The organism is Streptomyces platensis, from assembly GCF_008704855.1.
Classification (GTDB): Bacteria; Actinomycetota; Actinomycetes; order Streptomycetales; family Streptomycetaceae; genus Streptomyces; species Streptomyces platensis.
The window spans coordinates 7,974,195-7,998,234 of sequence record NZ_CP023691.1 but is presented as its reverse complement, the minus strand read 5'-3'; the positions used below and the strand labels follow the sequence as shown (position 1 = coordinate 7,998,234).

Here is a 24,040-nt window from a genome sequence, read left to right as displayed (position 1 = left end):
CGGCCCGGACGACCGGCCGATGCGTCCGTCGCAGGGCGTGCCGCTGCCGATGCGGCCGGAGCCGATGCCGCACGATGTGACCGTCGCCGGCCCGGCCCACGGAGGGCAGCGACGGACCGGACCGACCGCGACCGCACCGGCCATCAGGAGGACCACGCCGTGTCCGTCCCCGCCCCCGTCCCGAACCTGAAGCGGAGTCTGCGGCGCTTCGACATCATGGCGATGGGCGTCGCCGCCGTGATCTCCTTCGATGTCATCGGGCAGATCGCCGCCGGCGGCGGACAGGCCGTCACCTGGATCGCGGTCATCGCGGTGATGTTCCTGGTGCCCTACGCCCTGGTGTTCGCCGAGACCGGGGCCGCGTTCCCGCAGGAAGGCGGGCCGTACGTCTGGGTGGAGGTGGCCTTCGGGCGGCCGGCGGCCGTGCTGACCACGATGTTCTATTGGGTCACCAACCCCGTCTGGCTCGGCGGTTCGCTGGTCTTCGTGGCGGCCGCGGCATGGGACGGCTTCGTCCTCCCGCTCGGCTCGGGGACGGTGGCGGACTACGCCTTCAAGCTGGCCTTCATCTGGGCCGCGATCCTCACCGCGGTGGTCTCGCTGCGCCGCGGTAAATGGATCACCACGGCCGGCGCCGGGGCCAAGGTGCTGGCGTTGGCCTTCTTCACCGGTACTGCGGTGGCGTACGGGATCCAGCACGGCTTCCGGGGTCTCCAGGGCGCCGGCTTCGCCCCCACCGGAGTGGGGTTTCTGGCGCTGGTGCCGGTGCTGCTGTTCGCCTTCGTCGGGTTCGAGGCGCCCAACGCGGCGGGCGACGAAATGCTCGCTCCGCAGCGCGATGTGCCGGTGGCGATCGGGGTGTCGGGAGCGATCGCCATCTGCTGCTACCTGCTGCCGGTGCTGGCCATTCTCTCGGCCGCGCCGCCCGGCAAGGTCACCGGCGTCGGCGGCTTCATGGATGCCGCCCGGCTGGTCTTCGGAATCTACGGCGACGGGCGCGAACCGGTGCTGACCTTCGTCGCGGTGCTGTTCGTGGTGGCGCTGCTGACACAGGGCAGCGCCTGGATGATCGTCGCCGACCGGATGCAGGCGATGGCGGCAGCCGACGGCGGGTTCTTCAGCCGGGGCCTGGGCGCCTTCCATCCGCGGCTGGGGACGCCGGTCCGGATGAATCTGCTGTCCGGGGTCACCGCCACCGTGTTCATGGCCGCCGCGATGAATCTGGCGAAGGGCGACGCCTCAGCGGTCTTCGGCGTGGTGCTGACCGTCGCGATCACCACCCTGCTGCTGTCCTATCTCGCCGTGGTCCCCTCGCTGCTGGCACTGCGGCTGCGCCACCGCGAGGTGCCCCGGCCCTACCAGGTCCCGTTCGGCACCCGTGGTTTCACCGTGGCGACGCTGCTCGTCTACGCCTGGATCGTGCTCGGCTCATGGGTGGCGCTGTTTCCCGGCACACTGGAGCAGCTCTTCGGCCTCCCGTACGACTTCCGGGCGGTCTGGGGCGTCTCCCGGCTCACCTTCGAGGCGTTCACCCTCGGCACCGTCGCCCTGCTGCTGGCGGTCGCCGTCGCCGGGTACCTGACGCAGCGCAGGCGCACCCGGTCCCGGGACGAGGAGCGCGAGGCCGGCCCGGCCCGATAGCGCGGGGGCGGGCCGGCGGGACTACTGCTCCGGCTCGGCGACCCGGAGCAGCAGTGCGTGCAGCTGGTCCCGTTCGTCGGCGTCGAGCGGGACGAGCAGTTCGTCGGTGACCTGACGGCTGGACTCGTCGGTGTCGCGCAGGGCGCTGCGGCCCCGGTCCGTCAGGACGACGATGCGGCTGCGGCGGTCGCCGGGCGCAGGCCGGCGTTCGACGTGACCGAGGTCCTGGAGGTCGTCGACCAGGCTCACGATCGCGCTCGGGTCGTAGCCCAGCCGTTCGCTCAATTCCCGTTGCAGGGCGCCTTCCACGGTCGTCAGATACCGGAGCAGGGCGTAGTGGCGCAGCCGCAGGCCGTACTCCTGGAGCGCCGTGTTGAACATGCTCCCCGACCGCAGGCCGAGGCGGTACAGCAGGTAGCCGGTGTCGGCGTGGAGGGCGCGCATCCAGGGGACGTCGGCGTCGGTCTCGGCGATCTCTGGCTCCGGTGTGAGGTCCCGTGGGAACGGGAGCGCGGGTGGGGACGGTGCGGTCTCAGCATGGAGCATACCGAGGTTCACGGCAACTATTGACGACAACAATGATTGGTCTTAGCTTCCTTCGTGAGAGTCGGACCGCGCCGAGCCGCGCCCCGGGCTCCGCCCCCTCCCTCCCAAGAGAAGGAGCACATCGCCGTGTCAGACCCCACTCCCCCTCCCTCCACCGACCTCAGCGGCAAGGTGGCCGTGGTCACCGGCTCCGGCCGGGGTCTCGGCCTCGCCTACGCCACCGCGCTGGCCCGGGCCGGTGCCGCCGTCGTCGTCAATGACGTGGACGCCGGGATCGCCGGGCAGGCCGTCCGTTCCCTCACCGAAGCGGGCGGCCGGGCGGTGGCCGAGGTGGTGGCCGTCGGCACCACCGAGGCCGCGGACCGCCTGGTCGCCCGCGCCGTCCAGGAGTTCGGGCGGCTCGACATCATGGTCACCAACGCCGGGATCCTGCGGGACCGCGTCCTGTGGAAGATGACGGACGACGACTTCGACAGCGTCGTCACCACGCATCTGCGGGGCACCTTCACCTGCGCCCGCGCCGCCGCGGTCCAGATGCGGGAACAGGGCGAGGGCGGCAGCCTGATCCTGATCGGCTCGCCGGCCGGCCAGCGCGGCAACTTCGGCCAGACCAACTACGCGGCGGCCAAGGCCGGTATCGGCGCCATGGTGCGCACCTGGTCCATGGAGCTGGGCCGGGCGGGCATCACCGTCAATGCCGTCGTCCCGGTGGCGGCCACCGCCATGACCGAGACGATCCCGGCCTTCGCCCCGTACATCGAGGCCCTGCACCGCGGGGAGCCGCTGCCGGAGTTCCTGCGCAAGGGCGAGGGGTTCGGCACCCCCGAGGACTGTGCCGCACTCCTGCCGTTCCTCGCCTCCGACGCGGCGCGTGACGTCACCGGGCAGTGCATCGGCATCGGGGGTGACAAGCTCGCACTGTGGTCGCATCCGCAGGAGGTCTCGGCCGCCTACGCCGAGGGCGGCTGGACGCCGGAGAGCATCGCCGCCACCTGGCATCACTCGGTGGGCAGCGCTCCGCAGACGGTCGGTATCCCCGCTCCGAAGGCCCGGTGACCCGATGAACACCGACGAGCTCGTGGCGATCGACGTCCACACCCATGCCGAGGTGTCGGCCAAGGGCGCCCATGCCCTGGACGACGGCCTGTACGACGCCTCCAGCGCCTATTTCAAGGTCGAGGGCGCGCGCAAGCCGACCCTGGAGGAGATGGCGGCGTACTACCGGGAACGGAGGATGGCTGCCGTCGTCTTCACGGTCGACGCCGAATCCGCCACCGGCACGCCGCCGGTGCCCAACGAGGAGGTCGCGGAGGCCGCGGCCGCCAACCCGGACGTGCTCATCCCCTTCGCCTCACTCGACCCGTTCCGGGGCAAGGCCGCCGTCAAGCAGGCCCGGAGGCTGGTGGCGGAGTACGGCGTCCGGGGTTTCAAGTTCCACCCCAGCATCCAGGGCTTCTTCCCCAACGACCGCGATCTCGCCTACGCGCTGTACGAGGTGATCGAGGAGACCGGGTCCATCGCGCTCTTCCACACCGGCCAGACCGGTATCGGCGCCGGTGTGCCCGGCGGGGGCGGCATCCGGCTGAAGTACTCCAATCCGCTGTACGTCGATGACGTCGCCGCCGACTTCCCGCAGATGAAGATCATCCTGGCGCATCCGTCGTTCCCCTGGCAGGACGAGGCTCTCGCCGTCGCGACCCACAAACCGGGCGTGCATATCGACCTGTCCGGATGGTCGCCCAAGTACTTTCCGAAGCAGCTCGTCCACTACGCCAATTCGCTGCTCCAGGACAAGGTGCTCTTCGGCTCCGACTACCCCGTCCTCACGCCCGACCGCTGGCTTGCCGACTTCGCCAAGCTGCCGCTCAAGGACGAGGTCAGGCCGAAGATCCTCAGGGACAACGCCGCCCGGCTCCTCGGGCTCGCCGATCAGGACACCGAATCCCGCTCCTGACAAGGAGATTGTGATGCGCAACGAGGGACTGGGGTCGTGGCCCGCCCGCCGGGCCCGTAAGACCCCCGGTCGCACCGCCCTCCTCCATGAGGGCGCGCCGACCTCCTATGCCGTACTCCACGAGCGCACCACCCGTCTGGGCCACGCCCTGCGCGCAGCGGGGGTCCGGCGCGGCGACCGGGTCGCCTACCTCGGCCCCAACCACCCGTCCTTCCTGGAAACGTTCTTCGCGGCCGGGCTGCTCGGCGCGGTGTTCGTACCGCTCAACACCCGCCTGGCCGCACCCGAGATCGCCTACCAGCTGACGGACTCCGGTACCGGCGTGCTGGTGCACTCCCCGGCGCAGGCAGCCGTCGTCGACGAGCTGCGGGGCACCGTGGACCTGCGGAGAACCGTCACCGTGGGCCCGGAGTACGAGGAGCTCCTCGCGGCCTCCTCCAGCGACCCGGTCGACGAACCCGTCGGCAGCGACGAGGTGGGCCTCATCATGTACACCTCGGGCACGACGGGCCGCCCCAAGGGCGCGATGCTCACCCACGCCAACCTCACCTGGAACGCGGTCAATGTCCTGGTGGACAGCGATCTGACGGCCCACGAGGTGGCGCTGGTGTCGGCGCCGCTGTTCCACACCGCCGCGCTGAACATGCTCACCCTGCCCGTGCTGCTGAAGGGCGGCGCCTGCGTCCTGACCGGGTCCTTCGACCCCGATGCGGCCCTCGATCTGATCGAGGAGCACCGTGTGACGTTCATGTTCGGGGTGCCGGCCATGTACAGCCGGCTCGCCGGCCGGCCCCGCTGGCAGCAGGCGGACCTCTCCTCGCTGCGCACCCTCACCTGCGGCGGCGCACCGGTCCCCGGCTCGCTCATCGAGACCTACCAGCACCGCGGCCTGTCGTTCCTCCAGGGATACGGGATGACGGAGGCGGCCCCCGGCACCCTCTCCCTCGACGCCGAACACGCCGTCAGCAAGGCCGGCTCCGCGGGCGTCCCGCACTTCTTCAGCGAGGTACGCGTCGCCCGGCCCGACCTGACGCCGGTGGACGTGGGAGAGACGGGCGAGGTATTCGTCCGCGGGCCGCATGTCATGCCCGGGTACTGGGGGCTTCCCGAGGAGAGCGCGGCGGCGTTCACCGACGGCTGGTTCCGGACCGGGGACGCCGCGCGGATCGACTCCGACGGCTATGTCACCATCGTCGACCGCCTCAAGGACATGATCATCTCGGGCGGGGAGAACATCTACCCCGCCGAGGTCGAGAACGCCCTCCTCGCCCACCCCGATATCGCCGAGTGCGCGGTCATCGGCGTACCCGACGACGAGTGGGGCGAGGTCGGCCGCGCGGTCGTCGTCCCCCGCGAAGGGGCCGTGCTCGACCCGGCCGAGATCCTCACCTCGCTGGCCGGCCGGCTCGCCAAGTACAAGATCCCGAAGACCCTGGTCGTGGCCGGTGAACTCCCGCGCACCGCCTCGGGAAAGCTCGCCAAACAGCAGGTCCGCGCCCGGTACGGCGCGCTCTGACCACGCCTTCCGCTCTGCACCACCGCCCCCCTTTCCGTCCCTCCCCGAGGAGAATCACGGTGACTGTTTCCGTCCACGGCATCGACGAGCTCAAGAAACTGTCCGGCAGCGTGCTCGGCACCAGCGACTGGATCGACATCACCCAGGACCGCGTCAACGGATTCGCCGACGCCACCGGCGACCACCAGTGGATCCATGTGGACGTCGAACGCGCGCAGCAGGGGCCGTTCGGCGGCCCCATCGCGCACGGTTATCTGACCCTGGCCCTGTTCATCCCGCTGTTCACCGACCTGCTCGACGTCGAGGGCGTCAGCACCAAGGTCAACTACGGCCTCAACAAGGTCCGTTTCCCCGCGCCCGTCCCGGTCGGCAGCCGCCTCCGGCTGACCGCCGTCCTCGCCTCCGTCGACGACATCAGCGGCGGAGTGCAGATGACGGTGGACGGCACCATAGAGATCGAGGGCGGCAGCAAACCCGCCGCCGTGCTCCAGAGCGTCACGCGCTTCTACGTCTGAGCCCGGCAGCCTCGGGACCTGGCCTCTTCGTACGGAAAGGGGTCGCCGATCGGGTCGGCGCTCTGCTTGGCTCACCCCATGAGCGATCTCCACATCCGCAGCGCCACCCCGTCGGACATCGACACCGTGCTGACGTTCTGGCGCACCGCCGCGGAAGGCACCAGCATCAGCGACGACCATGACGGAATGGCCCGGCTCATCACCCGGGACCCGGAGGCCCTGCTCCTCGCCGAGCGCGACGGCGTCCTCACGGGCACCGTGATAGCCGGCTTCGACGGCTGGCGCTGCCATCTCTACCGGCTGGCCGTCCACCCCGGGCACCGCAGGCAGGGCATCGGCGCCGCGTTGCTGGCGGCCGCCGAGGAGCGGTTCCGCGCGCTGGGCGGCCGGCGCGGCGATGCGATGGTGCTGGACCGCAATGAGCCGGCGCAGCATGCGTGGCGCGCGGCGGGTTACGCACCCGAGCCCCAGTGGAGCCGCTGGGTCAAACACCTCGACGCCTGAGCGCCCGCGGGTGAAAGGCACCCGGAGCCCGTCCCGACCCCGGGGCGGGCTCTTTGCTCACCAGCGACTTTTGCTGATCCTTTACTATGGGGTTCCCCCACTTCAGTGAAAGGTGTGTGAGCGTCCAGCCATGGGCGAGCCTCCCAGTTGCCGGGCACCCTCCCGGCAGAGCGCGAACCTCCCGATCCTGTTCGATCATGGGACGGAGGTGACTCGATGACCGACCTGCTCTTTCTGGGCGTGGCGCTCCTCCTGACCCTGGCCTGTGGTGTCTTCGTCGCGGCCGAGTTCTCGCTGACGACCGTCGAGCGCAGCGACCTCGAGCGCGCCGCCGAGCGCGGCGAGCGGGGTGCGGACAGCGCCCTGAAGGCGGTCCGCGGTCTCACCTTCCAGCTCTCCGGAGCCCAGCTCGGCATCACCGTCACCGGCCTGGTCATCGGCATGCTCTCCAAACCGGCCATCGCCACTCTGCTGGCGGGCCCGCTGGACGCGATGGGCCTGCCCCGCTCGGTGGCGGATTCGCTGGCCGTGGTCCTCGGTACGGCGATCTCCACGGTCGTCCTGATGGTCGTCGGCGAGCTGGTCCCGAAGAACTGGGCCATCTCCCACCCGCTGGTCATCTCGAAGAAGGTCGCCACCGCCCAGCGCGGTTTCAGCGCCGCCTTCCGGCCGCTGATCCGGCATCTCAACAACACCGCCAACCGCACGGTGCGCCGGATGGGGCTGGAACCCGCCGAGGAGCTGGCCTCGGCCCGCGGCCCGCAGGAGCTGGTGGCGCTGGCCCGGCACTCCGCCAAGGAGGGCGCGCTGGCGCCCGACACCGCCGAGCTCTTCGTCCGCACCCTCAATCTCGCCGATCTGACCGCGGAGAACGTCATGACACCGCGGGTGCAGGCGATCGCGCTGGAGGTGCAGTCCACCGCGGAGGACGTGGCCAATGCGACCCGGGCGACCGGGCTGTCCCGCTTCCCCGTCTACCGCGGCAGCCTGGACAGCGTCGTCGGAGTGGCGCACATCAAGGACGTGCTGGCCATCCCGGCCGAGCGCCGTCCCCGCCACCCGGTCTCCGAGCTGGTCCGCGAGCCGCTGCTGGTCCCCACGACGCTGACCGTGGACCGGCTGCTCGACCGGCTCTCCGGCAAGCGCACGATGGCGGTGGTGATCGACGAATACGGCGGTACGGCCGGGGTGGTGACGCTGGAGGACATCGTCGAGGAAGTCGTCGGCGAGGTCCGCGACGAACACGACCCGCTGGAGACCCCCGACCTGGCACCCGCCGGAACCGACGCGGCGGGCCGCACGGCCTACCAGGCCGACGGCGCCGCGCGCACCGACCAGCTGGAGCGGATCGGCCTGCGGCTCCCGGAGGGCCCGTACGAGACCCTCGCCGGTCTGATCGCCACCGAGCTCGGCCGGATACCGCAAGCCGGCGACGCCCTGGAGGTGGCGGGCTGGTCGATGGATGTTTTGGACGCCACCGGCCACCGCGCGGCGCGGGTGCTGCTGCACGCGCCGCTGCCGGGCAGCGCCGATGAGCAGGAGAAGGAGGCCCGCCGATGACCGCGGTCCAGCTGTTCGTGGGGCTGCTGACGCTGGTCGTCAACGCCTTCTTCGTGGGCGCCGAGTTCGCCCTGATCTCGGTACGCCGCAGCCAGATCGAGCCGTACGCGGAGCGCGGTGACCGCCGGGCGACCAGCGTGCTGTGGGGTCTTCAGCATGTGTCGGCCCTGCTGGCGGCGGCCCAGTTGGGCATCACCCTGTGCACCCTGGTGCTGGGCGCGGTCGCCGAGCCCGCCATCGCCCATCTCCTGGAACCGGCGTTCCACGCGATGGGTGTCTCGACCGCGCTGATCCATCTGATCTCGTTCGTGATCGCGCTGTCGCTGGCGACGTATCTGCACATGCTCTTCGGCGAGATGGTGCCGAAGAACGTCGCCCTGGCCGAGCCGGTGCGCAGCGCCCTGATGCTCGGGCCGCCCCTGGTCGCCCTGACCCGGGCGCTGCGCCCGGCGATCTTCGCGATCAACGCGCTCGCCAACGGGCTGCTCAAGCTCATGCGGGTGGAGACCAAGGACGAGGTGGCCGCGACGTTCTCGGACGACCAGCTCGCGAAGATGGTCGAGGATTCACGGGCGGCCGGGCTGCTCGACGAGCGGGCGCAGGAGCGGCTGCGTGACGCACTGGAGCTGGGCCGCCGGCCGGTCCGGGATGTGGTGCTGCCGGTCGAGAAGGTGGTCTCCGCGGAGATGGGGATCACCCCCGAGGGGCTGGAGCGGCTGGCCGCCGAATCCGGCTTCTCCCGCTTCCCCGTGGTCGACGACACCGGGCGCATCCTCGGCTATCTGCACGTCAAGGACGCCCTGGACGCCAGCCCCCGCACGCTGCCCTTCCCGGTCTCCGCGCTGCGCCCGATCGCCCGGGTGAAGGCCTCGACGCTGCTGGACGACGTGCTGACGGCGATGCGCGGATCGAGTACGCATCTGGCCGCTGTGATCGGCGAAGAAGGGCGGCTGGCCGGGCTGGTGTCGATGGAGGACGTGCTCCGGGAGCTGGTGCTGCAACGCCCCGCGGCGTGATGAGGGGGCGGTGAACCCCCACGCCTGACCGATCGGTTAGATTGCTGACCGATCGGTCAGGGCATGCCGCCCTCGCCGGTCGCCATCGCAGGCGTACGCGAGGAGGGGGCAAGAGCATGCACCGCACCACGTGCTGTATCGCGGGCGGCGGACCCGCAGGAATGATGCTCGGACTGCTGCTGGCCCGGGCCGGTATCGACGTGACCGTCCTGGAGAAGCACGGCGACTTCCTGCGGGACTTCCGCGGCGACACCGTCCATCCGTCCACCCTGCGTCTGCTGGACGAACTCGGTCTCGGCGAGGCCTTCGCCCGGCTGCCGTTCGCCAAGCTGGAGGAGATGCGGGCGCGGATCGGAGACACCACGGTGGTGCTGACCGATATGCGGCGCATCCCCGGCCGGCACAAGTACTTCGCCATGGTCCCGCAGTGGGATTTCCTCGATCTGCTCGCGGGCGCGGCCGCGGCGGAGCCCAACTTCACCCTGCGGATGAACACCAGGGTCACCGGACTGCGGACGAACGGCGACCGGGTCACAGGGGTGCGGTTCCTCGACGAAAACGGCGCCCCCGGCGAACTCGCCGCAGCCCTGACGGTCGCCTGCGACGGCCGGGACTCGGTGGTGCGGCAGGCCGCCGGGCTCCGGCAGCGGCAGTTCGAGGTGCCGATGGACGTCTGGCAGGTACGGGTGGACGCCCCGGCCGACAGCCTCAAGGGCGGCCGGGTCTTCGCACACTTCGGCGGCGGCCAGGTCGCGGTCACCATGGATCGCGGCACGTACTTCCAGACCTCCTATCTGATCGGGAAGGGCCGGGACGCGGAGCTGCGCGCCCACGGCATCCAGTGGCTGCGGGACCGGCTCGGGACGCTGTTCGACTGGGACGACGAGGTGACCGGCTCGGTCGCCTCGTGGGACGACGTCAAGCTGCTGGAGGTCACCTTCGGCCGGCTGCGGCGCTGGTACCGGGACGGACTGCTGTGCATCGGGGACGCGGCGCACACCATGTCGCCGGTCGGCGGGGTGGGCGTCAACCTCGCGCTCCAGGACGCGGTCGCCGCGGCCCGCATCCTGGCGGAGCCGCTGCGTCGTGGCACGCCCGCGGTGGCCGATCTGGCGCGGGTGCAAAAGCGCCGGCAGCTGCCGATGACCGTGATCCAGCGGTCCCAGCGGGCCGAGCACACGATGATCAGCTCCGCGCTGGCCGGCACCCTCGACGGCGACCGGCTGCCGGTGCCGGTGCGGCTGCTGCGCCGGGTGCCGCCGCTGCGGACGGTGACCGGCTATCTGGGCGGGATCGGCATCCGCCCCGAGCGCGCCCCCGCCTTCGCCCGGGTCAGCTCCGCCGCTCGATCGCGTGGAGGGTGAACTCCTCCAGCTCCGCGGCCGCCGCGTCCAGATCGAGCTCGGGGTGGGCAAGCCAGTGCGCGATCACTCCGTCGATGGCGCCACCGATGGCCAGGGCGACGGTCTGCGGATTGAACTCCCGCAGGACGCCTGCCTTCTGACCTTCCGTCAGCAGCTCGGCCAGGCGCTGCCAACGGCGGTGGGTGTCATGAGAGCCCGGGGTCTTGAGCCGGGTGCCCCCACCGTCGTCGAGCAGCATCTCGGTGATCACGCGGACCTGGCGGCGGTTGGCCTGCTGGTAGCCGATCATCGCCCGTACATAGACGACGATCGCCTCCCGCGGGCCGGCCGCCCGCGCCAGCCGCTCGGTGACATAGGCGCTGAACTGCTCGATCACCTGCTCCAGCGCCGCCCGGGTCAGATTGTCCTTGGACGAGAAGTGGTAGAGCACCGCGGCCTTGGACAGTCCGGCCCGCTCGGCGATCGCCGACAGCGAGGTCGCCGGGTAGCCCCGGGTGGAGATCAGGTCGATGGTGGCGTCGATGAGCTGCTGGCGGCGGGCCCGTTCGGTGAACGTCGGCTCGTCGGGGCCATCGCCCCGGCGGGGAGTCATCGCGCGGCCACCTGTCTCTTTCCTCGCCGTCCGGACGCACCAGACCGTACACCGCGGGGCTCCGCCGCACCCCGGGGACCGGGCATACCGAGCGGTACGGCGGGCGGTAGGATCACGGCGCCATGGAGATGAATGCCCGTTACACCAGTTTCGTCGCGGTCGGCGACAGCTTCACCGAGGGAATGTCGGACGCCCTGCCGGACGGCTCGTACCGCGGCTGGGCCGATCTGCTCGCCGCCCGTCTGGCGGCCGCGGCCCGGGGGCCGGCCGGGGAACCCGCCGCCGCACCGGGCTTCCGCTACGCCAATCTCGCGGTGCGCGGCAAGCTCATCGGGCAGATCGCCGACGAGCAGTGCGGGCCGGCGGCCGCGATGGGCGCCGATCTGGTGACGCTGGTCGGCGGGCTCAATGACGTCCTGCGGCCCCGGTGCGACGTGGCCCAGGTGTGCGCCCGGTTCGAGGACGCCGCCGGGCGGCTGGCCGAGGGCGGTGGGCAGCTGGTGCTGATGCGCAGCCCGGGGCGGCAGGGCCCCGTACTGGAGCGCTTCCGGCCGCGCATGGAGCAGCTGTTCGCGTGGATCGACGAGGTGGCCGCACGGCACGGCGCTGTGGTGGTGGATCTGTATGCGTCCAAGGCGCTGTCCGACCCGCGGCTGTGGGCCGACGACCGGCTGCATCTGAACGCCGAGGGGCACCGCCGGGTGGCGGAGGCCGTCTGGCAGGCGCTCGGGCTGACAGCCGAGTCGGACTGGGACGCGCCGCTGCCGGCCGCCGCCCCGCCGGGCTGGGGTGCGCGGCGCGCCGCGGATCTGCGGTTCGCGCGCGAACATCTGGGGCCGTGGATAGGCCGGCGGCTCACCGGCCGGTCCTCCGGAGACGGCCGGACAGGCGCCCAGTTCAGCGCTGAGCTGGGCAAAGCCTTCTGGGTCACCCCTGCGGACCACACAAACCCTGACCCCGTGACGGACTGGCGACGGGTGTGGCCTTGACTCGATGCCCTGCCCGGCTGCCATGCGCCGCCTATTAAACGCGGGCCTCACCCGCAGGACACCTGCAGCCGACGGACCGGCGTCCCGCCGCGAGTTGTACGGCATCCTGGGCGAGGACCTGCGTCCTGCCGACCCTTCAGCCCGTTCCAATGCGCGGCAACGAAGCACTCGCCGGTCGGCCGGCGCCTACCGCACCGGCCCCGGCTCTCATCAGCTGATACTCGCCCACTGGTGGGCGCTGCCCGGTGCACAGCGGCCTATCAGCTGCCACAGTTGGGGGATGCACGGAAACTTCTTGGCTCGGCACCATGACCAGTTGGCTGCGTGGCTGAGGGATGGAGAGGCCGAAAGCCTCAACGCATTCCTGGGCGCACACCACGAGTCCTTCGTGCTCGTGACGACAGATGGAGCGCTCCTCGGCCTTGAGACGCTGCGCGAATCCCTGCGTAGTGCGGGCGGCAGCCAGCCTGGCTTGTCGATCCAGCTGGAGGAAGTCACCAGTATCACCCCCGAGGTGTACCGGTTCCTGGAGCGCCACATCGTGGACGGCTCCGTCGTGGGCGTGCGGGTGGTGACGGCCGTAATGGAGGACGGGTTGCTGCTCAGCGTTCAGGAGACCGCCCGTCGGTAGCGGAACCAGCGGACGTCACGCTTCAGCGTTATCGATCTCGCGTGGCGCGTACGCGTTCTACCACCCGCATTGCCTGCAACACCTCGCCGCCCGAGCCGGCATCCGAACGGCACGGCGCCCGGTGGCGCAGGCCGGCAGTGTCCTCAGCGGGTGGCGATGGAAGCGCAGACGTGGCGGGCTGACTGCAAGTCAGCACCTGATGTTCAAATGTCTGATGTTTGTATAGAGTGCTGCCATGAAACGCATCAGCGCACCGCGGCGGACCGCCAGCCTCTCCGCTCAGCTCGTTGACAGTCTTCGCTCCCACATCGAGGCCGGCGGGTGGCCGGTGGGGACGCGGATCCCGCCGGAACAGGCCCTCATCGAAGAACTCGGCGTCGGACGCAGCACCCTGCGGGAGGCGATCGGTGCGCTGGTGCACCTGGGTCTGCTGGAGCCCCGGGCCGGCGACGGCACCTACGTCCGCTCATCGAGCGAGCTGCAGTCGGTCATGGTGCGGCGGGCGAGCTCCGCACGGCGGGACAACGTGCTGGAGCTGCGGAGTGTTCTGGAGGAGTACGCCTCCCAGGCCGCGGCCCTGCGCCGCGACGAGAGTCAGTTGCAGCAGCTGCGGGAGCTCCTGGCCGACGCCGACGCGGCCTGCGCCGATGAGGACACCTCCGCGGCCACGAACGTCGACGCGCTGTTCCACCGGGCCGTGGTCCGGGCGAGCGGGAACGACCTGCTGATCGAGGTGTACGACTACCTCGGCACGGCGCTCACCTCGTCCCCGGGGGGCCTGCCCTGGGACGCCGTCCATGCCGAGGAGCACGCCCGCCTGCACCGCCGGCTCGTCGACGCGATCGAAGCCCGGGACGCGGGCGGCGCCCGTGCCACGGCGGCCGCGATCGTCCAGCTCACCCACGGCCACGAGACCGGCACACCACGAGACGCGGAGGACCGGTGAGTCCGCGGCCGGCTTCCGTACCGGCTGTCCTGGGCATCGCCACGGCGGTCGCCGCATACGGCACGGGACAGGACCACCACCAGCTGCGTCAGCCCTCCCCCTGAAACGAACACCCTGCCCACACGGCAACGCCGCCCACCCGAACGGGCTTTCACGACCGAAAAGGAGACCACTCGTGTCCCACCCCCGACCCCCCGCCGCCGAACTCGACGCACGTACCGACCGGCGCAACGCCCACCTGTCCGCGACCGACGCGCAGTTCCGTGACACCGCGCCCCTGGACGCCGTCACCGAGGCGATCCGGCGGCCCGGACTGCCGCTCGCCGCCCTGGTGGCCACGGTGATGAAGGGGTACGCCGACCGTCCCGCCCTGGGCGAGCGTGCCACCGAGCCGGTTACCGACCCGGAGACGGGCCGGACCACGCTGCGCCTGCTGAAGCGGTTCGACACGCTCACCTACGGCGAACTCTGGGAACGGGTGGGCGCGGTGGCCTCCGAGTGGCGGCACCACCCCGCACACGCGATGGGACCGGGTGACCTCGTCGCCGTTCTCGGGTCCACGAGCTCCGAGTACACCGTGGTGGAGCTGGCCTGCATCCGCTCCGGCATGGTGTCCGTTCCCCTCCAGGCCGGTACCTCGGCGTTACACCTGTCTCCCATCGTCGAGCAGACCGGACCGCGCCTGCTCGTGGCGCACGTCGACCACCTGGCGGTCGCGATCGACATAGCGGCGAACGCCCCCTCGCTGGGCCGGATCATCCTCATCGGCCACCACTCCGAGATCACCGCCCACCAGGAGGAGCTGGACTCCGCGCGCGGGCGGCTCGCGGCGCAGGACCGAGGCGTCACCCTGGACACACTGGCATCGGTCATCGACCGGGGAAGGACGCTGCCGTCGCTCCCCGAGGTTCCCGACGGGTCGGCAGCCGACGCGCTCAGCGCACTGATCTACACCTCGGGCAGTTCCGGCACCCCCAAGGGCGCCATGTACACCGAGCGCCTGGCCAGGCACTTCTGGATCGATTTCGTACCCGGCCAAGCGGTTCGGCCCTCCATCGTGCTGAACTACCTTCCCTTGAGCCACATGATGGGCAGGGGCGTACTGTTCAGCACGCTCGCCAAGGGAGGCCTCGCCTGCTTCACGGCGTCCAGCGACCTGTCGACCCTCTTCGAAGACCTCTCGCTGGTCCGACCCACCGAGTTCCTCATGGTTCCCCGCATCTCCGACATGCTCTTCCAGCACTACCGGGCCGAGTTGTCCCGCCGGACCGAGCCGGACGGCGATGCAGCCGAGCAGGTGAGGGAGGAGTTGCGGGAGAAGGTCATGGGCGGCCGCCTCCTGTGGGCCGTCACCGCCTCCGCTCCACCGAGCGACGAGCTGACGGCGTTCGTCGAGAACTGCCTCCACGTCAGGCTGTCCGACGGCTACGGGTCGACGGAAGCCGGCATCGTCTCCCTCGACGGCCAGGTGCTGCGCCCGCCGGTGACCGACCACAAGCTGGCCGACGTACCCGAGCTGGGATACTTCGCGACCGACTCACCGCACCCCAGGGGCGAACTGCTGATCAGGTCCGACCGGCTCGTCCCCGGCTACTTCCGGCGCCCGGACGCCACCGCCGAGGCCTTCGACGAGGATGGCTTCTACCGCACGGGCGACATCATGGCCCGCGTCGGCCCCGACGCGCTGCGGTACGTCGACCGCCGCTCCAACGTCCTCAAGCTGCCACAGGGCGAATTCGTCACCGTCTCCCGCCTGGAGGCGCTCTTCAGCGGCAGTCCGGTCGTCCGGCAGATCTTCCTGTACGGCAACAGCGCCCGCGCCTACCTGCTCGCGGTCGTCGTGCCGACGCAGGACGCCCTCGACCGCGCCGACGGGGACCCCCGGCGCATCAGGCCGGTCCTGCGGGAGTCCCTGCAGGAACTCGCCACCGAGGCGGGACTGAACTCCTACGAGATCCCCAGGGACTTCCTCATCGAGAGCGAGCCGTTCACCCAGGAGAACGGACTGCTCTCCGGAATGCGCAAGCCGCTGCGGCCCGCCCTGACGAAGCGCTACGGCGAGCACCTCGAAGCGCTGTACACCGAATTGACCGACCGCGAGGCCGACGAACTGCGGGCACTGCGCCGGCTCGGCCCCGACCAGCCCGTACCGGAGACCGTGCTCCGGGCCGCACAGGCGCTCCTCGGGCAGCGGAACGGCGACCTGGAGCCCGGCGCACGCTTCCTCGACCTCGGCGGTGACAGCCTGACGGCACTGTCGTTCTCTCAGCTGCTGAAGGAGATCTACCGCGTCGATGTTCCTGTCGACCTGGTCATCAACCCGGTCAACACGCTGCGGCGGGTGGCCGACCACATCGAGCGGGCGCTCGCGTCGGAACACCACCGCCCTACCGCCGACAGCCTCCACGGCCCTGATGCGACGCGACTCGACGCGGCCGACCTACGGCTGGACGCGTTCCTCGACGCACGGGCCATAGGGCGGGCCGAACGGCCGGCCGGTCCGCTGCCCGAGGCCCGGACCGTGCTGCTGACCGGCGCCAACGGCTACCTGGGCCGTTTCCTGTGTCTCGAATGGCTGGAGCGCGTGGCGCAGCGCGGTGGCACGCTGGTGTGCGTGGTCCGCGGCTCCTCCGCCGAGACGGCCCGGGCACGGCTGGAGGCGGCCTTCGACAGCGGCGACCCGGAACTCATGGAGCGCTACCACGCGCTCGCCGCCCGGCATCTGCACGTGATCGCCGGCGACATCGGGGAACCGAACCTCGGCCTCGACGACAGGACTTGGCAGCGGCTGGCAGACACCGTCGACCTGATCGTCCACCCGGCGGCACTGGTCAACCATGTCCTGCCCTACGACCAGTTGTTCGGTCCCAACGTACGGGGAACAGCCGAACTGATCAGGCTCGCGGTCACCTCCCGAATCAAGCAGTTCACCTACCTGTCGACGGTCGCCGTCGTCTTCGGGAACGAGTCAGCGGCCGACGAGTCGGCGGACATCCGCACCGCCTGCCGGACACGCGGCCTCGAAGGTGACTACGCCGACGGTTACGCGGCCAGCAAATGGGCCGGCGAGGTGCTGCTGCACGAGGCGCACGAAAGGTTCGGGCTGCCGGTCGCAGTCTTCCGCTCGAACCTGATCCTCGCGCACCCGCGCTACCGCGGCCAGCTCAACATTCCGGACGTCTTCACCCGCCTCCTGCTGAGCCTGCTGGCGACAGGCATCGCACCCGGCAGCTTCTACGACCGCGACACGGGGGACGGCAGCGCACACTACGACGCACTCCCCGTGGACTTCACCGCGCGGGCGATCACCTCGCTGGGTGACGACGCACGAGAGGGCCACCGGACCTACAACGTGGTCAACCCGCACGAGGACGGCATCTCCCTCGACACGTTCGTCGACTGGCTGATGACAGCCGGGCACCCCCTGACCCGCGTCCAGGACCACGCCGAGTGGCTCGACCGTTTCGAGACCGCCCTGCGGAGCCTGCCCGACCACCAGAAGCAACATTCGCTGCTTCCTCTGCTGCACGCCTTCGCCGAGCCGCAGAAGTCACTGCCCGGGTCCGCCCTGCCGGCGGACCGGTTCCGTGCGGCGGTACGGGCCGCTGCCCTCGACGAGGAGAACGACATCCCTCGTCTGTCACCGGCCCTGATCACCAAGTACGTGGCTGACCTCCGGGCGCAGTACCTGATTTGACGCGCACCTGCGTGTCGGCGGACGGCATCGTCACGCTGCCTCCGGGCCGGCGGCACCGGTGAGGAAGACCGGCCACTCCCCCGCCGCGGCGCCGCCGAAGAATCCCGGCGCGCCGGCAACGACCGCAAGACCATCGCCAAGCGGGGCGGATGGTTACCCAACAGCGGGGTGATGGAGGGCTACTTCGAGGACGCCGAGGGCTGGGAGGAGAACGCCATGATCGGGGTGCTGTGGCAGAGGGGCGCACCCCACAGAACGCCGGTGGCCTCAATACCCGCAGGTCAGCGGGATTCGGCGGGATGCAAGTGTGCTGTAGTTCTCGTCGAATCAGGGTAAGCCGCCCTTGACTCTTAAGATGGCCAGGGACCGGGGGTTCTTCCCGCCGCCCACGGTCCTCTTCTCCCAGCTCGTCGAGGGCGACGAGGAAAGCTTCAACCTCGCTCTGGCCGACGCCCTGGAAGCCCACCGTGACCACTACCAGGTGGCCGACCGCGCGGACTCCTGTGACGCCGCTACCGACCTCGATATCTTGGCCCTGGCGTGCCACGCGCGCCGCAGGGGCTGGCACATCCAGGTCGAATCCCCTTATCTGCCGCAGGGATTGCTACGGGCGGCCTCGGCTGCGCGCGGCGCGTAGCGGCTCCAAGGGCCCCCGCGGTCCCGGCCGGCCGGGACGAGCGCCGGCCAGGCCGCGCAGCTGCTGGCGCGCTGGCTGCCCACCCGTACATCGGAGGGGAGCAGGGCGCTGCTCCCCTCCGCCCGCGGAGGTGAGCCGACCTTCGCGCCCTCGCCTATCGGGCGCTGGACGTGCTCTCCGCGGAGGCGGAGGTGGACCGTGAGCTGCCGTTCTGCACCCAAGGTCGTCAGCGGTCGACTCGGGAGGTGGCAGGCACGTCGAGATCGTCCTCCGGGGCGACTTCGCTAAAGCTGTTCGCGTAGATGGGTTCGATGAAGACGTTGCTGTAGTCGGGCTTCGCCGGGCGAGGGAGATTGGCAGCGATCGTGTTGTGCGGCTGCGGTGTTGAGGGGGGCATGAGGCTCCTTGGTGTTCTACGGCTGTAAGCGGTGGTCGGGCTGTGATGGCTAGCGTGGTCGTGCCGGCGGCCGACGCACTTCTGGATGCTGCGTGGGTAGCCAAATCGTCGGGGCCGATGCCGCGGCCCAGATGTCAGCGGGGTTCAGCTCCGCCGACGCAGCCGTGGAGACGAAGCTGTTGGGCCCGTCCGGTGTGATGTCGTACCGGGTGTCAGTTCGGCGAGAGGCTGCGAAGCGCTCCAGATGCTCGACTCGATGATCATGATATCTGTATCGGGCCCGGCAGATCGTGTCACGCGACGCGTGGGGCCGGAGCCATGGCGGGTTCGAGTGCTGCGCTGCGCTCTCCGCGGAGGCGGAGGTGAGCCGCCGAAGGGCGATGCCTGCTCGGGCGGTACGCGGTGCTCTCCGCGGAGGCGGAGGTGAGCCGGAAGAGCCGCAGGTAGAGCCGGTGGATTCCCCCGATACGGCAGCCGCGACCAAGGGAGCGGTTCGGGCGTGCGCCGAAGGCTGCCTTGGCAGGACCGCGCTGGCGAACGGTGGGTAGGCATGCGGGTTCGCCCGGGGTGAGTCAGTCAAGATGAGCTCTCCAATCGGTGAGGGAGGGCGCAGGGTGGGTTACGAATTGCAGGCAGTGATCGCGGGAGACGAGTTGCTGCGTGCCGTGTCACGGGACGTTCCTGGCAGCCGGGTTGCGCCTCTTCGCCAGGGCCTGTCGCTGATGCCGATGACGGATGAGGTCCTCGATGCCGTTGTGGACGGCAGCGCCGTGGGGGCTCTGGGGTTCTGGCGCCTCCCGGGAGGGTTCGAGAGGCTGCTCGCGCAGTGGTCCGCCGCAGGGCCGGTCGCCTATGTCGAAGCCGAGTACTTTGGGGGCGTCGGGGAACAACGAGCCGTGGTCTGGGCTGACGGGAAACTGGCATTGGGGCCGGTGGATGAGCCGACGAGGAGGCGCTTCTCCCGTGTAGTCAGCCCGATTTCTCAGGCTCTTCGGCGACTCGGCGCGAGGAGAAGCCTGGGCGAGGACGAATTCGAGGCCGTGGGACTGGACCGCCATCGAAGCAACGGTGACTGGGTCTCTTCCAGTACCTCTTAAGACGCTGCGTCCTCTGGCTGTCGGCAGTCGGCAGTCGGCAGTCGGCTCCAGCCGCTCACGGCTGGTTGTCAGTGTGATGTGGGAGCCTCGCGGGCATGAGTTACGACTTGGCCGTCTGGGAAGGCGAGAGACCAGCAGATGGCAAGATCGCCGGTCGGACCTTCAATGACCTCTACGAGCGCCTCATTGACGCGGAGGTAGGCCCGCCTCCGACTGAGCGCATCGCGGCCTATGTCGCCGCGCTCCTTGAGCGCTGGTGTGATCTGACCGAGGACGAGGACGACACCTCGCCGTGGTCGACCGGGCCGTTGATCGGCGAGGCCAGGGGTCCACTGATCTATTTTCCGATGCGATGGAGCATGGCTGAGGAAGCCTCCGCCTTCGCCGCAGACGTTGCGCAGTCCATGGGACTGGTCTGCTTCGATCCTCAGCTGAACAAGCTCAGGCCTTGACGCCTTGGCCGGTCGGCCACGAGCTCCCCAACGGCTCGCTAGTGCCGCATCAAGCAACGTTCGCCTCGTCCCGTGGGCCGGGGCGGCAGCAGGTGGCTGATGAATGCGCTGTGCGTAGTCTCGCGGGGTGCATTCTCATCTGAGCTTCGAGAACCCTCCTGCGTGGTCTCACGAGGTGGTGGTCGAGACGTTGGAGCGGGCTCTGCGTGACCGCTCGGCGGAGAGTGAGGCGGCGGGAGTCCTGGTCGGGACCGCGAAGAACGACGACGACGGGGACTTCGTCGAGCACTGGTGTGTGCAGGTCGGGATGCGGGCTGTGTCGGGGAGTCCGTTGCTCGGGCTGGCCGGCCTGTGCCTGGGACACACCGCTCGACGCTTCGGGCGTCTCAGTGATGAAGCCCTGGCGCTGGCGGCGTCGCCGGCTGTGCGGGCCGAGGGGGTCCGGAGCTTCCTGCACCTGTGGTGACGCTGTCTCTTGCCGTGGCGGTCAGGCTGCGGTGGTCCTGCGCGCGCGGCTTCGCGAGCCGCGGCTTGTCCTCGTGGGCGCCGGGGCAGTTCGAGCTGGTCGAGGCTGGTGTTCGGGCGGGCTGCCCGGGGTCGGTCAGCGGATCTCGTTGCGGGCGCGGGCGAAGCGGACGGCACGTGGGAGAAGGTCCTGAGGGCCGTCCAGGCCGACGCTGACGCCGATGGCCGGATCGACTGGAGCGTGGTGAGCGTGGACGCCACGGTGTGCCGTGTCCACCAGGGGAGTCGTGGGAGCGACTGGGGCCGGCGTCGGCGGCGCCGGGCGAGCCGTCTGACTGGCCGCCTGGCTTACAGGGCGCTTGACCTCAACTCAACTTGATGTATGAGAGTGCAGGGCATGGACCACGACATCGCCCACGCCTCCGCGCTCCCCTTCTCCACCGACTCCCTCGACGGACTCGCCGCCCGGATCGCCACCGGCGCCACGATCGTCGGCATCGGCGGGTCCACCCGCTTCTCCCGCGAAATCTCCAGCCTCCAGGACCAGCTGTTCCGCCGCCTGGTCACCCGGCACGGCTTCCGCCTCCTTGCGTTGCAGGAGCACGCCGGGGCCGTCGACCGCCTGGACCGCTACGTACGCACCGGCGAGGGCTCCGCCGAGAGCGCGCTCGACGCCTCGTGGCGCCCGTGGCGCACCGCGGAGACGGCCGCGGCGCTCCGCTGGATCCGGGCGTTCAACCGCGACCACCCGGACGACCCGGTCCAGATCGTCGGCACGAAGCCCGCGCAGGCGCAGCACGAGGACTACGACGCCGTGCTCGGCCACGTCCGCGCCCTCGCCCCGGACCGGCTGCCGGAGCTGACCGCGCACCTGGAGCCGATCAGGACCGCGCACGACCTCGACGAGCACGTCCAGCGGGCCCAAGGGGTCCACCCGGGACGCCCGTTCGCCGAGCACGCGCGGGATGCGCTCGCGCTGCTCAAGTCCCTGCCGACGGCGAAGGGGAGCGAGGCCGTGCTTGCGCGGATGCGTCTGATCGTGGACTTCCACGATCAGAGCGTCGCCGGGCGGGGTAGCTTCGGCGGCGAGGACGACGCGGCGGCCGACATGCTGGCCGGACACCAGCGTCGGACGGGCCTGCGCATGGTCTTCTGGGACGGCATCGCACACACCTCGGCGGCTCCGTTCCGCCTCGGGACGGTCTCCGACGGCACCCTGATGCCCAGCGTCGGCAGCGAGCTGCGCGCCCGCTACGGGGCGGGGTACGTCGCGGTGGCGATCGGCTTCCACCACGGGGACCTGGGGGTCGTCACCATCCCGGAGCCGCCTGCGGACTTCCTGGACGCCGAGCTCGGCCGGGCAGACACACCCGCGCACTGGCTGGATCTGCGCGGGGAGCACGACGCGAACGGGGAGCACGGGGAAGACGCACACCGCCACTGGGCAGGCCCGGCGAAGATGCGGGTCATCAGCGGGGTGTACGACCCGGCGCAGGACGCGGACGCCTATCTGCGCGTCGCCTCCCTCACCGCCGCGTTCGACGTGCTCGCCCACGTCCACGAGGCCCGTGCCGCGCACTGGCTGGAGCGCGTGCAGCGCTGAGACCTTAGAGGCTGTTGTGAGCGTTTGTCAGTCGGGGCGGTCCTCTCCAGAGGGCGCCTGCTCAGACGGGAAGCAGATCCGGCTGAGGAGGTACGGTGCGCGGCCCGGCTCTGGCTGGTTGCGAGCAGGGGGCCCAGGACCGCCCCGCTGGTCCCTGACCGTCGACCGAGGCGAACGCGACGCCCCGCGCCAGATCGCTGCCGGCTGCGAGAGCACCGACGTCGAGTACGAGCAGGCATAGCACCAGTCCTCGGCCGCACTTCTCCCCTTGGGCCGCGGCTCGGCCGGACGCTTCCATCTTCACTTCACTCCGACAAGTTCGTCCTGGCTGAGCCTGGTGGAGCGGTGGTTCGCCGAGCCCACACAGAAGAAACTCAAGCGAGGTGTCCACTGCTCCGTCCAGGCACTCGAACGCGACATCCGGACCTGGCTCGCCTACTGGAACGAGCACCCCGGCCCCTTTATCTGGACCAAGACCGCCGACGAGATCCTCGACAAAGTCGCTACTGCCGACGCATCTCCAAGCAGGCCACTGGGGCGTGGTCTCAGAAGGTGACCTGGGCGCCGGGTAGTGCGGCGCCGAAGAGGCCGTGCGGGCCGCGGAGAGTGAGGCCGGTGGCGGTGCCGCAGAGGCTGGACGATCCGTTGGTGGCGGGGCCGGTTGGGGTGCCGCGGGCGATCCAGATGCAGCCGTCGTTGTTTTCGCTGGGAATGCCCACGACTGATTCCGCCTTGCCGTCCTTGTTGAGGTCGACGAGGTGAACGGCGCTGCCGAATCCGTCGTCCGTTTCGGCATTTCCGGAGATGCCGGGGGTGTCTTGGGAGTAGGCGGTGGACTTGTCTGTGGTCAGGCCGGCAGCGGAGCCGTACAGGACGACGGCGCCGCCGGCGAAGGCGCGGTCGCCGATGGCCTCGCCGGGCACGCCGACCAGAACGTCGTCATAACCATCGGCATTGATGTCGCCGGTGCTCAGTGACTGCCCGAAGCGGTCAGCGACTTCCGCGGCGCCGGGGATGCCGGGGGTGCCCTGGTGGAAGATGCGGGGTTGCTGATCGACGGTGATGCCGTGGGCGCTGCCGTAAAGGACGTTGATCTCGCCTCCCTTGTGGGCGCCGCGCTCCCCGTCGACGGTTCCGTCATCCGCGATGCCGGTGATCAAGTCGCCGTAGCCATCGCCGTTGACATCCCCGATCCGGCCGGTGTGACCGTCGGCAGAGGGCAGCTTGAGCGGCGAATTCTTGATGGGGTCGGAGGAGTCCACCGGGCCGCGGTCGAGGAGGACTGGGCCGCGGTGGTCGCCGCCCGTCGGTCCGGGCAGCCAGAACCGCTCCGCCCGGCCATCGCCATTGACATCGCCCATGACCGCCCCGCGTGCGCCGAAGCGCCATTCGCGGTACTGCGAGGCGGCCTGGCCGGTACGGCTGAAGGGCCCTGAGTAGGAGGCGGCTTCGCAGCGCGATGCGACGGTCACTTCCGGGGATCCGTCACCGTTCATGTCTCCCGTGGCCAGGCCCATTCCGAAGCCGCAGAGGGTCTGGTTCCGGCCGAACTGTGCGACCGGGTTGATCGTCGCGCCACCCGTCAGCCCGGATGGCCCACCCCACACCACGGTCACCGAACCGCGGGCGTCTTTGCCGTCCACGGCCTCGTGGGGCGCACCGATCAGCAGGTCCGCATAGCCGTCGCGGTCGATGTCCGCACTCGCCACCGACGCGCCGAAACCGTCGAACGCTTCCGGCTCACCCGGTACCCCCCGGCTGTCCTGAGTGATCACGGCGCGGCGGGCGGGGCTCACCGAGGCGGCGGACCCGTACAGCACCACCACGGCGCCGGCCTCTTCCACCGCGCCGTTGGCCGCACCCGGTGCCCCCACGGCCAGATCGCGGTATCCGTCGCCATTGAAGTCTTCCTGCACCG

The 24,040-nt window shown here is 70.3% G+C and carries 21 protein-coding genes and 3 pseudogenes; 20 read left to right on the top strand and 4 right to left on the bottom strand.

Annotation, left to right across the window (positions count from 1 at the left end; translation table 11 throughout):
- Window positions 1-159: 159 nt before the first annotated feature.
- Window positions 160-1,641, top strand: a complete 1,482-nt coding sequence (locus CP981_RS35325) for an APC family permease (RefSeq protein ID WP_085922138.1) — start codon at window positions 160-162, stop codon at window positions 1,639-1,641.
- Between the two features lie 21 nt (window positions 1,642-1,662).
- Here the strand turns inward: CP981_RS35325 and CP981_RS35320 are convergent, their stop codons facing one another.
- Entirely contained in the window at window positions 1,663-2,085 is a 423-nt protein-coding gene (locus CP981_RS35320) for a MarR family winged helix-turn-helix transcriptional regulator (RefSeq protein ID WP_085922419.1), read from the bottom strand.
- Between the two features lie 228 nt (window positions 2,086-2,313).
- Here CP981_RS35320 and CP981_RS35315 point away from each other — a divergent pair, with 228 nt between their 5' ends.
- The 8 genes from CP981_RS35315 (at window position 2,314) to CP981_RS35280 (ending at window position 10,616) form a co-directional block, all read left to right on the top strand.
- Window positions 2,314-3,243 carry an SDR family NAD(P)-dependent oxidoreductase gene (locus CP981_RS35315; RefSeq protein ID WP_085922139.1) on the top strand — a complete coding sequence of 310 codons (930 nt, stop codon included), beginning with the start codon at window positions 2,314-2,316 and terminating at the stop codon, window positions 3,241-3,243.
- Between the two features lie 4 nt (window positions 3,244-3,247).
- Window positions 3,248-4,141, top strand: coding sequence for an amidohydrolase family protein (locus CP981_RS35310; RefSeq protein WP_085922140.1), 894 nt, complete (start codon window positions 3,248-3,250; stop codon window positions 4,139-4,141).
- Window positions 4,142-4,154: 13 nt separating this feature from the next.
- Window positions 4,155-5,657: an acyl-CoA synthetase gene (locus CP981_RS35305; protein ID WP_085922141.1), complete on the top strand. Its 1,503-nt coding sequence runs from the start codon at window positions 4,155-4,157 to the stop codon at window positions 5,655-5,657.
- Between the two features lie 59 nt (window positions 5,658-5,716).
- Window positions 5,717-6,172, top strand: coding sequence for a MaoC family dehydratase (locus CP981_RS35300; protein ID WP_085922142.1), 456 nt, complete (start codon window positions 5,717-5,719; stop codon window positions 6,170-6,172).
- A gap of 78 nt (window positions 6,173-6,250) precedes the next feature.
- Complete coding sequence (locus CP981_RS35295; RefSeq protein ID WP_085922143.1) at window positions 6,251-6,676, top strand: GNAT family N-acetyltransferase; 426 nt, start codon at window positions 6,251-6,253, stop codon at window positions 6,674-6,676.
- Between the two features lie 216 nt (window positions 6,677-6,892).
- The gene (locus CP981_RS35290) at window positions 6,893-8,236 is read left to right on the top strand and encodes a hemolysin family protein (RefSeq protein ID WP_085922144.1); all 1,344 of its coding nucleotides are present in this window, start codon (window positions 6,893-6,895) and stop codon (window positions 8,234-8,236) included.
- Window positions 8,233-9,252, top strand: coding sequence for a hemolysin family protein (locus tag CP981_RS35285; protein WP_085922145.1), 1,020 nt, complete (start codon window positions 8,233-8,235; stop codon window positions 9,250-9,252). Before CP981_RS35290 ends, CP981_RS35285 begins: the two co-directional genes overlap by 4 nt.
- A 116-nt stretch (window positions 9,253-9,368) precedes the next feature.
- On the top strand, window positions 9,369-10,616 hold the full coding sequence (locus tag CP981_RS35280) for an FAD-dependent oxidoreductase (RefSeq protein ID WP_085922146.1): 1,248 nt from the start codon (window positions 9,369-9,371) through the stop codon (window positions 10,614-10,616).
- Here the strand turns inward: CP981_RS35280 and CP981_RS35275 are convergent.
- Window positions 10,585-11,208 carry a TetR/AcrR family transcriptional regulator gene (locus CP981_RS35275; RefSeq protein ID WP_085922147.1) on the bottom strand — a complete coding sequence of 208 codons (624 nt, stop codon included), beginning with the start codon at window positions 11,206-11,208 and terminating at the stop codon, window positions 10,585-10,587. The genes CP981_RS35280 and CP981_RS35275 overlap by 32 nt on opposite strands.
- A gap of 122 nt (window positions 11,209-11,330) precedes the next feature.
- On the opposite strand from CP981_RS35275, the gene CP981_RS35270 reads away from it, so the two are divergent.
- From CP981_RS35270 to CP981_RS35250, 5 genes and pseudogenes are all read left to right on the top strand, one after another.
- Window positions 11,331-12,197, top strand: a complete 867-nt coding sequence (locus tag CP981_RS35270; protein ID WP_085922148.1) for an SGNH/GDSL hydrolase family protein — start codon at window positions 11,331-11,333, stop codon at window positions 12,195-12,197.
- A gap of 280 nt (window positions 12,198-12,477) precedes the next feature.
- The gene (locus CP981_RS35265; protein WP_085922149.1) at window positions 12,478-12,828 is read left to right on the top strand and encodes a hypothetical protein; all 351 of its coding nucleotides are present in this window, start codon (window positions 12,478-12,480) and stop codon (window positions 12,826-12,828) included.
- 235 nt (window positions 12,829-13,063) lie between these two features.
- A complete protein-coding gene (locus CP981_RS35260; RefSeq protein WP_085922150.1) occupies window positions 13,064-13,774 on the top strand; it encodes a FadR/GntR family transcriptional regulator in 711 nt (236 codons plus the stop codon).
- Between the two features lie 175 nt (window positions 13,775-13,949).
- The gene (gene car, locus CP981_RS35255; RefSeq protein WP_085922151.1) at window positions 13,950-17,471 is read left to right on the top strand and encodes a carboxylic acid reductase; all 3,522 of its coding nucleotides are present in this window, start codon (window positions 13,950-13,952) and stop codon (window positions 17,469-17,471) included.
- Between the two features lie 358 nt (window positions 17,472-17,829).
- Window positions 17,830-18,108 (top strand): annotated as a pseudogene (locus CP981_RS35250) (immunity 49 family protein); the annotation flags it as partial.
- Window positions 18,109-18,334: 226 nt separating this feature from the next.
- Here CP981_RS35250 and CP981_RS38000 read toward each other — a convergent pair.
- Window positions 18,335-18,505, bottom strand: coding sequence for a hypothetical protein (locus tag CP981_RS38000; RefSeq protein WP_158092600.1), 171 nt, complete (start codon window positions 18,503-18,505; stop codon window positions 18,335-18,337).
- A 614-nt stretch (window positions 18,506-19,119) separates the two neighbouring features.
- Here CP981_RS38000 and CP981_RS35245 point away from each other — a divergent pair.
- From CP981_RS35245 to CP981_RS39030, 6 genes and pseudogenes are all read left to right on the top strand, one after another.
- The gene (locus tag CP981_RS35245; protein WP_208853026.1) at window positions 19,120-19,602 is read left to right on the top strand and encodes a hypothetical protein; all 483 of its coding nucleotides are present in this window, start codon (window positions 19,120-19,122) and stop codon (window positions 19,600-19,602) included.
- A 95-nt stretch (window positions 19,603-19,697) separates the two neighbouring features.
- Window positions 19,698-20,054 carry a hypothetical protein gene (locus CP981_RS35240; protein ID WP_085922152.1) on the top strand — a complete coding sequence of 119 codons (357 nt, stop codon included), beginning with the start codon at window positions 19,698-19,700 and terminating at the stop codon, window positions 20,052-20,054.
- Between the two features lie 127 nt (window positions 20,055-20,181).
- Window positions 20,182-20,520, top strand: a complete 339-nt coding sequence (locus tag CP981_RS35235; protein WP_244329942.1) for a hypothetical protein — start codon at window positions 20,182-20,184, stop codon at window positions 20,518-20,520.
- A 9-nt stretch (window positions 20,521-20,529) separates the two neighbouring features.
- Window positions 20,530-20,814 (top strand): annotated as a pseudogene (locus CP981_RS39635) (hypothetical protein); the annotation flags it as partial.
- Between the two features lie 102 nt (window positions 20,815-20,916).
- Window positions 20,917-22,122: an erythromycin esterase family protein gene (locus CP981_RS35225; RefSeq protein ID WP_244329941.1), complete on the top strand. Its 1,206-nt coding sequence runs from the start codon at window positions 20,917-20,919 to the stop codon at window positions 22,120-22,122.
- 289 nt (window positions 22,123-22,411) lie between these two features.
- Window positions 22,412-22,678 (top strand): annotated as a pseudogene (locus CP981_RS39030) (IS630 family transposase); the annotation flags it as partial.
- Here CP981_RS39030 and CP981_RS35215 read toward each other — a convergent pair.
- Window positions 22,668-24,038, bottom strand: coding sequence for an FG-GAP-like repeat-containing protein (locus CP981_RS35215; RefSeq protein ID WP_244329940.1), 1,371 nt, complete (start codon window positions 24,036-24,038; stop codon window positions 22,668-22,670). The pseudogene CP981_RS39030 and the gene CP981_RS35215 sit on opposite strands and share 11 nt — an antisense overlap.
- Between the last annotated feature and the right edge of the window lie 2 nt (window positions 24,039-24,040).

Excerpts from the sequence above, each read along its gene's own strand:
- CP981_RS35320 (WP_085922419.1), bottom strand. The coding sequence starts at position 2,085 with ATGCGCGCCCTCCACGCCGACACCGGCTACCTGCTGTACCGCCTCGGC.
- CP981_RS35310 (WP_085922140.1), top strand. The coding sequence starts at position 3,248 with ATGAACACCGACGAGCTCGTGGCGATCGACGTCCACACCCATGCCGAG.
- CP981_RS35305 (WP_085922141.1), top strand. The coding sequence starts at position 4,155 with ATGCGCAACGAGGGACTGGGGTCGTGGCCCGCCCGCCGGGCCCGTAAG.
- CP981_RS35295 (WP_085922143.1), top strand. The coding sequence starts at position 6,251 with ATGAGCGATCTCCACATCCGCAGCGCCACCCCGTCGGACATCGACACC.
- CP981_RS35290 (WP_085922144.1), top strand. The coding sequence starts at position 6,893 with ATGACCGACCTGCTCTTTCTGGGCGTGGCGCTCCTCCTGACCCTGGCC.
- CP981_RS35285 (WP_085922145.1), top strand. The coding sequence starts at position 8,233 with ATGACCGCGGTCCAGCTGTTCGTGGGGCTGCTGACGCTGGTCGTCAAC.
- CP981_RS35280 (WP_085922146.1), top strand. The coding sequence starts at position 9,369 with ATGCACCGCACCACGTGCTGTATCGCGGGCGGCGGACCCGCAGGAATG.
- CP981_RS35275 (WP_085922147.1), bottom strand. The coding sequence starts at position 11,208 with ATGACTCCCCGCCGGGGCGATGGCCCCGACGAGCCGACGTTCACCGAA.
- CP981_RS35270 (WP_085922148.1), top strand. The coding sequence starts at position 11,331 with ATGGAGATGAATGCCCGTTACACCAGTTTCGTCGCGGTCGGCGACAGC.
- CP981_RS35265 (WP_085922149.1), top strand. The coding sequence starts at position 12,478 with ATGCACGGAAACTTCTTGGCTCGGCACCATGACCAGTTGGCTGCGTGG.
- CP981_RS35260 (WP_085922150.1), top strand. The coding sequence starts at position 13,064 with ATGAAACGCATCAGCGCACCGCGGCGGACCGCCAGCCTCTCCGCTCAG.
- CP981_RS38000 (WP_158092600.1), bottom strand. The coding sequence starts at position 18,505 with ATGCCCCCCTCAACACCGCAGCCGCACAACACGATCGCTGCCAATCTC.
- CP981_RS35240 (WP_085922152.1), top strand. The coding sequence starts at position 19,698 with ATGAGTTACGACTTGGCCGTCTGGGAAGGCGAGAGACCAGCAGATGGC.
- CP981_RS35225 (WP_244329941.1), top strand. The coding sequence starts at position 20,917 with ATGGACCACGACATCGCCCACGCCTCCGCGCTCCCCTTCTCCACCGAC.